The following is a 7142-nucleotide window of genomic DNA, read 5'->3' on the forward strand; positions in this document are numbered from 1 at the left end:
ACCAGCTGGAATAGCAAAAGAAGTAGTTGCTACTTGACCATCGCCTAATTGACCAAGGCGGTCATTTTCCCAAGGGAAGAAGGTAATGATTGTACCAGCATCAGCTTCATTATTGCCAAAATATAAATGATAAGTATAAGGATCGTCATAGTTGAGTGTTTTCTTAACCAGACGTAAACCTAGGATATCGCGATAAAATTTCAATACTTGGTTAGGGGCACCAACAATAGCTGAGATATGATGTAGTTTTTGAATAGTTTCTGTCATAATACTTCCTCCTAGTTGGGTATATAGATAATTTATTGAAGGGTAATATTTTTTATTTCTAATTCGAATTAATATCTAAGATAAGTGTAGCATCATTTCTAATTCGAATCAAGTAAATTTATGGTATAAGCTGATTTCATTTCCGTTATGGCCGGATGCATTGTGAAGATTAGGTAAAGTTATGATAATTAACAAAAACTTTAACATTATTTGTTAGAATAAGCTTGTTACAATGTGAAGAAAAAACGCATGGTACTTATAGGAGGAATAGAATGAGCAACTCGTACGAAAATTCGACGACGATGGTAGCGTCTTATAAACGTCCCTTTGGTTTCCGTGATATCATTGGTTATTTCTTTGGAGACTTTGGCTGTAATCTGAGTTACTCAGTCGTAACTTACTACCTGACAATTTTTTATATGTCTTATATTGGTATTGAGGCGACACATTTTGCGGCCTTAATGATTCTGACACGTGTCTTTGATGCGGTGAATGATCCATTAATTGGCTATTTTTCTGACCGCATTAAACCCTTTAAAGGGAATCGCTATAAACCCTTTATTTTAATTGGCGGACCTTTACTAGCAATTATTTCTGCCTTTATGTACTTTGACACCAGTTCAATGAGTTATGGTGTGAAATTAGCTGTCTGTGCCATTTCTTATGTGGCTTGGGACTTTGCTTATACTTTAGTAAATATCCCTTATGGTACTTTAAACTCAGTAGTAACTGACTCATCTGAAGGTCGTACAAAGCTTTCTACAGCACGTTCAATTGGTGCTGGGGTTGCCAAATTACCAGTAGCGATTATTCCGTTAATCGTATATCAAAATAAAGTAGTCGACGGTCAAGTCGTATCACAATTCCAAGGGCAATTAATGTTCCCAGTAATGTTAGGTTTAGGGGTTGTCGCTTTAATCTCATTCTTCTTGTTATATTCAAATGTAGAAGAACGTGTACAGCCAGATATGGCACAAATCAAAAACCAACCGTCAATCTTCAAAACGTTCAAAACATTATTCTCAAACCGCGCCCTAATTGCACAGATTATTGCTGGTACCGCTCAAACGATATTTATCTACTCTGCATCACAATTACACCAGATGACTTTACAAGTTAAATACAACGACGGATCGCTATTCTCATGGTTCACCCTCATTGAAATCGCACCTTTAGCGATTGGGGTATTAATGATTACACCACTTGTACGTAAATTTGGTAAACGCCAAGTCATCATCGTACCTTTAATTGGTACCTTGGTAATCTACGGAACAATGTTATTATTCCCAGTGGAAAATGTTTACCTTTGGATTGGTTTGATGGCAGTCGCGAATATGTTTACATTCGGTTTCCAATTATTATCATGGGCAATGATTTCAGATGCAATTGACTACAACGAATGGAAACAAGGCTTCCGTTCAGACGGATCGTTATATTCTTCATATATCTTTTGTCGTAAAATCGGTACAGCATTCTCATCTGCAGCCGTACCATTATTAATTGCATTCGCAGCACCTTCATTAGAGTTGAATAATGCAGCAACTTGGACCGCATCAAATGTGGGTGCAATTTACAACATGTCAATCCTATTCCCATTATTTGGATTTGGTTTGGTGTTCATTGCTTACTTATTAGTGTTCAACATCTCAAAAGAAGACTACCACAAAATGCAAAAAGACCTAGGTCATACAATTGATAATGGTTAATCCTTAAATTCAAATAAAAATGAAAACAATTGACGTTCAAATAGGGTAAAAGCTATAAGAACGTCAATTGTTTTTACATTTAAAAGGTAGAATTTGATATACTAAGAAAAAGGATGTGAGACAGGGCGTTTAGACAGGAGACGATGGAAGAATAGTGCCGTATCACACAAAGTGTGAAACAAACTATTCTGAAGCGGACACCTGTCTGCCCTGGCGAGCTCAACTAAAAAGGGTGCGAGATCTGACGTCAGGGTGCCAGAGTCGAACTCGACCAAATTTAAAAAAGGTGGTTTTATGAAAACTTTAGCAATTGATACATCAACTCAAGCTCTTAGCGTCGCCCTACGTGATGGGGACCAGGTTGTGGCAGAAACGACCACCAATACCAAAATTAAACATTCAACCCAGTTGCTCCCTTTAATTGACAGTATGTTCAAACTAATCGGTTGGCAACCAATTGTCCTTGAAGGCATTGTTGTTACAGAGGGACCGGGTTCTTATACAGGATTGCGGATTGGGGTAACAGCAGCCAAAACCATGGCCAACACGCTAAACATTCCCCTGTTTACCTTACCAACCTTGATGGCGTTAGCGGGCAACGTGCAAGCAACAAGTGGCCCAGCTTTAATCGTCCCATTCATCGATGCCAGAAGAAAGACGGCTTTTGCGACTGTTTACCTTAGAGAAGGCAACCGTTTTACGCCACTATTCACAACATCACACGGCCAATTTATCCAGTTTTTAGACCAGGTTGAGACCTACTTAAAAGACAATCCGGACTTACAAAGCTTACCGCTGAATTTTGTCAGCCCTGATATTGAAGCCTTCCGCCAAGACATTGAATCCCAATTTGGCGACCGGGCAATCATTTTCCCAAATGAATTTGGTTTAATACATGCAGGACATTTAGGCGCGCTACCACTGAAACAAGTGGACGTCGAGACATTTATTCCGGATTACGCAAAATTATCAGAAGCTGAAGAAAACTGGGTCGCTCAAAATCCTGAGGAGGCTAAGGCAGATGAAGGCACGTACGTGGAGAGAACAAATTAAAGCATTTTTCAAAAATTTTAATCGACAGGTGTTATTTACCATGAAAAAATCTCTAGTAGCTGATTTAACATTAGACAAACAATCAATCGCCTTACCAGGTGGACAATCTATCTTTTTTGTTGTGCAAGATACGACAGTGATTCATCAAATGGTTGATGTTGAATATCGCGCTTACCATCAAGTCGTTTCTTGGACAGCACGTGACTTCTTGTATGATATGACCCAAAATCCTAACACCTATTACATCCAAGCCTTCTTAGGTGAAGAATTAGTAGGCTTTATTGGCTGTCGCCGTGACCGGACGGATGTCCATATTTCAAACTTAGTCGTAAATCCAGATTACCAATCTATCGGTATCGGGACCGCCTTACTGGACCGGGCCATCGACTGTGCCAAACAGCTCGACCGCAACGCTATGTCCCTTGAAGTCAGAGCCTCCAACCACGGTGCACAACGTTTTTATCAACGTTTTGGATTTTACGAAAGTGATACCAAAGAGAATTATTACTCAGATAACGACGAAGATGCCTTCGAAATGCGGTTAGCGCCCCTAATTAACGTCGAGCAAATCGAAGTCGTTGAAGGAGTGTAACCCGTGCAAATCGACCATCTAGACTATCATTGGGCTAAAACTCAAGATTCTAAAGATTTAGGCAAAATGGCTACTGATCTCCACGCTAGCCTACACCAAGCCTTTTCAACGGATTTATCTTGGTCAGCAAAAGCCATTGATGCAAGTCTCCATAACCCATACCATCATTTCTTTATTATGCGCGATCCAGCAAACTTAGAGATTGTTGGACTAGCGCATTTTCAATTGATTTTTGATGAGGTAGAGCTCTTCAATATTGCCATATTGCCTGATTACCGTAGACAAGGACTTAGCTACCGGTTGCTTGAAGAGGCTTTGCTTTATTTTGCCCAAAATAAAGGTAAACTAGTGACCCTTGAAGTCCGGAGCCGTAATCAAGCTGCGCGACAACTATACGAAAAACTAGCCTTCAAACAAATTGCTAGTCGTCCCAACTATTATCCTGTAGACTTAGACGACGCTATTATTTATCAACGAAATTTAGTGGATAAAATCTGAAAAACAAATTGAAAGGAGCCATTTTGCTATGGCAACAATACTAGCAATCGAATCTTCTTGTGATGAAACATCCGCTGCCATCGTCCAGAACGGGACAGATATGCGGTCTAATGTTGTCGCAAGTCAAATAAAAAGTCATATGCGGTTTGGCGGTGTAGTACCTGAAATCGCTAGCCGTCATCATGTAGAACAAATTACCCAAATCATCGACCTAGCTATGACTGAAGGTAACGCGACCTGGGAAGATGTGGACGCTGTCGCAGTAACCCAAGGACCCGGCCTAGTCGGTTCATTATTAATTGGGGTTACGGCAGCAAAAGCTTTAGCATTTGCTCATCAAAAACCTTTAATCGGGGTTAATCATATGGCTGGTCATATATATGCCAATCAACTGATTTCACCAATGGTTTATCCATTGTTGGCTTTAGTTGTATCCGGTGGTCATACTGAACTAGTTATTATGCGCGGAGAAAATGATTTTGAAACAATTGGAGATACGCGTGATGATGCTGTAGGAGAAGCTTACGATAAAATCGGCCGTGTCATCGGAGTGCCTTACCCAGGTGGGAAAATCATTGACCAGATGGCTCATGAAGGAGAAGATGTTTATCAATATCCGCGAGCTATGAAGGGAGAAGATACATTAGATTTTTCTTTTTCAGGCTTAAAGTCTGCTGTAATCAACCATATGCATAATGCCAAACAAAAGAATGAAACGCTTGATATGAACAATGTAGCAGCTTCATTCCAAGCAGCAGCGCTTGATCAATTAGTGGGTCGGACAATTTCTGCCTTAAACCAATACCCAGAAATCAACCATTTACTAGTTGCAGGCGGTGTAGCAGCCAACAAAGGTTTACGTAGCCAATTAACCGCAGCAGTTGAAGGGTTAGATCGTCCAGTCACCTTACAGTTCCCGCCATTAAGCCTTTGCGGTGACAATGCGGCGATGATAGGTGCTGCAGCGGAGTCTTTATACCAAACACAGCAATTTGCTTCTTTAGCTTTGGATGCTAAACCAGGTATGAGCTTATCATAGGTAGAATATTTTGAAGTAAGGTAAGTTTTCTTTATAGATAGAAGGCAATTTATAATCGAGTGAGAAAGAGAAAGCGGTGGGGCAATGTTTAATAGAAGAAAAATGAATGCGCAAGATAAACATGGAGACCGAAATCGCCTAGAACAACTTTCTGCTAGGCAACGACGAAAAGAGCGGTTTAAAGAACAACCAGATCGGATTCGTGATAATCCTAGGGATACTTTCGTTGACATTATTATCTTTCTTTTGATTATTGCTGTAATAACAGGATTAGTCTTTTTATACTGGGCCTTTAGTCTTTAGGAAGCGACTATATTTTTTCTAAGATGATTAAATGAAAGGCACAGAAATGTGCTTTTTTTTGTAAAAACCTTGTAGGGAAGGCGATAAAAAGGGCTTATATTACAAATGTGAAACATTTCACTTGTAAATCACCCTAGCTAGCAATTACAATTTAACCATGCCTAGCATTACTTGCATCCGGTTTATACTAGGTGTGTCGTTTGTTGTTGGGATGCACAAAAAAGGTTAGCCAGGTCCATCTGCTAACCGCGAATACTTTTTGTCTCAGCTCTCTAAGCGTGCACTTAGGGAGCTTTTTAATTTAGGTGATTATTTGCTTAGGTGCTGTTTCATCAATAAACTGGCACTAGCCAACTGTGCAATGATACAGATGATAAGGACAACCGCTAAAGAAACGTAGTTAAACTGATTTTCTATTAAAATCGCTACATAACTCCAAGTGAATACTAATGGAAAGGCAATGTCTTTATATCTAAAGGCGATGTAACCCATTAATAGACTAGCTACCACTAGCATGATATTGGTCCAAGATAACTCGGAAAGTCCAATGAAAGAATCAATATCAGCACCGATAAACCAGGTGAATATATTGACAATTGTTGCAACAGTTACCCAAGCAAAGTAAATAGAGAATGGTAAACGATCAAGCCAGTGTCGGCTATTTATATCCGATAATCTTGTATATATGCTGACTAAGTTGATGAGTAATAAAGCAATAATGATTGTAGAAACAAGCAACCATTCTTGGGTAAATGCAATAATCCAAAAACCGTTCAGTAAGAAATTGATAACAGGCAGAAAACTTAATCTATCTACTACTTGTTGCGCTTGTTGTCGATTAAAGAATAAGCGAATGATCCAAATAAAAGTGAATATGTATATGATTCCCCAAATGGAGAAAGCGTAGCCGGCAGGTTGAATGAGTGCAGGGTCTTGATTTGCGACAATCCCAACATTAGTAGCAGACCAGTAATTTAGAAAAATCATTACAGCAAATGCGATGAGATAAATTACGGGCCATTGGGTATATTTTTTCATGAATATCTTCCTTTCAATTTAGTTTCTATAGTAATGTTGCAACAATTGATGATGAGGAGGGTTTTATACCATCATCCAACATGACTTCATCGGCAGTAATTTTTTATGAGGAGAGTATAATCGCTACACCGGCAACTGGAGGGCTGCTTGACCCAGCAAAGTATAAATTGTTGCCCTTTTTTTGCTTTAAAGATAGCCTAAAGTGATTACTTTGCTCCAAAGAAGATCCTAAGCCAAAAGTCGCTCCATGGTATACATTAAATTTACTTTTGAAATCTTCCGGTGTGTAGCGTGTTTTCCTTCAATTATAATTTCTGAAACGTCTGAAGATATCATCATCCTTTTTGGATTGGGGCATCTTACCAACTGGTTAATCATTTTTCTCGTGGATATCTACTTAATGGCTTGCATGTCCTAATCGGCTAGCGGATATACCGTCTATATCTGCCCCAACTACGATTACATGTTTTGTCATTTTTATTATCATCTTCCTATCACAAGTGGCTATTTGAATGGCCTGAAGTAAATACTGTCAGCTAAATATGGATTTGGGTACTTTTTCAGTAATTGATTCAAGTATCGACGGAATTGTATAATCGATATTTCTTGGTTTTGTAGTCTTTCTTGATTACGTTTAAACTTGCCA

The 7142-nt window shown here is 39.2% G+C and carries 9 protein-coding genes; 6 read left to right on the top strand and 3 right to left on the bottom strand.

Annotated elements, in window-relative coordinates; genetic code table 11:
* Positions 1-267: VOC family protein (locus tag ACRCJ0_RS07835; RefSeq protein WP_431390097.1), on the bottom strand; the 267-nt coding region annotated here is incomplete at its 3' end.
* 272 nt (positions 268-539) lie between these two features.
* On the opposite strand from ACRCJ0_RS07835, the gene ACRCJ0_RS07840 reads away from it, so the two are divergent.
* From ACRCJ0_RS07840 to ACRCJ0_RS07865, 6 genes are all read left to right on the top strand, one after another.
* Positions 540-1973 (top strand): MFS transporter, encoded by a 1434-nt coding sequence (locus tag ACRCJ0_RS07840; protein ID WP_431390098.1) that lies wholly within the window; start codon positions 540-542, stop codon positions 1971-1973.
* 294 nt (positions 1974-2267) lie between these two features.
* Positions 2268-3026, top strand: a complete 759-nt coding sequence (gene tsaB / locus ACRCJ0_RS07845; RefSeq protein ID WP_431390099.1) for a tRNA (adenosine(37)-N6)-threonylcarbamoyltransferase complex dimerization subunit type 1 TsaB — start codon at positions 2268-2270, stop codon at positions 3024-3026.
* Entirely contained in the window at positions 2995-3618 is a 624-nt protein-coding gene (gene rimI, locus ACRCJ0_RS07850) for a ribosomal protein S18-alanine N-acetyltransferase (RefSeq protein ID WP_431390100.1), read from the top strand. The genes tsaB and rimI (ACRCJ0_RS07850) overlap by 32 nt, the downstream gene beginning before the upstream one ends.
* Before the next feature lie 3 nt (positions 3619-3621).
* Complete coding sequence (rimI, locus tag ACRCJ0_RS07855) at positions 3622-4116, top strand: ribosomal protein S18-alanine N-acetyltransferase (RefSeq protein ID WP_431390101.1); 495 nt, start codon at positions 3622-3624, stop codon at positions 4114-4116.
* A gap of 28 nt (positions 4117-4144) precedes the next feature.
* Positions 4145-5155 carry a tRNA (adenosine(37)-N6)-threonylcarbamoyltransferase complex transferase subunit TsaD gene (tsaD, locus tag ACRCJ0_RS07860; RefSeq protein WP_431390102.1) on the top strand — a complete coding sequence of 337 codons (1011 nt, stop codon included), beginning with the start codon at positions 4145-4147 and terminating at the stop codon, positions 5153-5155.
* Between the two features lie 84 nt (positions 5156-5239).
* Positions 5240-5458 (top strand): hypothetical protein, encoded by a 219-nt coding sequence (locus ACRCJ0_RS07865; protein WP_048729869.1) that lies wholly within the window; start codon positions 5240-5242, stop codon positions 5456-5458.
* Positions 5459-5767: 309 nt separating this feature from the next.
* Here ACRCJ0_RS07865 and ACRCJ0_RS07870 read toward each other — a convergent pair whose 3' ends face one another.
* Together ACRCJ0_RS07870 and ACRCJ0_RS07875 are read right to left on the bottom strand one after the other, a co-directional pair.
* Positions 5768-6496, bottom strand: coding sequence for a tryptophan-rich sensory protein (locus ACRCJ0_RS07870; protein WP_431390103.1), 729 nt, complete (start codon positions 6494-6496; stop codon positions 5768-5770).
* A 504-nt stretch (positions 6497-7000) separates the two neighbouring features.
* On the bottom strand, positions 7001-7142 hold a 142-nt coding region (locus ACRCJ0_RS07875; RefSeq protein ID WP_431390104.1), incomplete at its 5' end, for a DUF1722 domain-containing protein.

Source organism: Aerococcus sp. L_32 (genome assembly GCF_050689315.1).

Excerpts from the sequence above, each read along its gene's own strand:
- ACRCJ0_RS07870 (WP_431390103.1), bottom strand. The coding sequence starts at position 6,496 with ATGAAAAAATATACCCAATGGCCCGTAATTTATCTCATCGCATTTGCT.
- rimI (WP_431390100.1), top strand. The coding sequence starts at position 2,995 with ATGAAGGCACGTACGTGGAGAGAACAAATTAAAGCATTTTTCAAAAAT.
- tsaD (WP_431390102.1), top strand. The coding sequence starts at position 4,145 with ATGGCAACAATACTAGCAATCGAATCTTCTTGTGATGAAACATCCGCT.
- ACRCJ0_RS07840 (WP_431390098.1), top strand. The coding sequence starts at position 540 with ATGAGCAACTCGTACGAAAATTCGACGACGATGGTAGCGTCTTATAAA.
- tsaB (WP_431390099.1), top strand. The coding sequence starts at position 2,268 with ATGAAAACTTTAGCAATTGATACATCAACTCAAGCTCTTAGCGTCGCC.
- ACRCJ0_RS07865 (WP_048729869.1), top strand. The coding sequence starts at position 5,240 with ATGTTTAATAGAAGAAAAATGAATGCGCAAGATAAACATGGAGACCGA.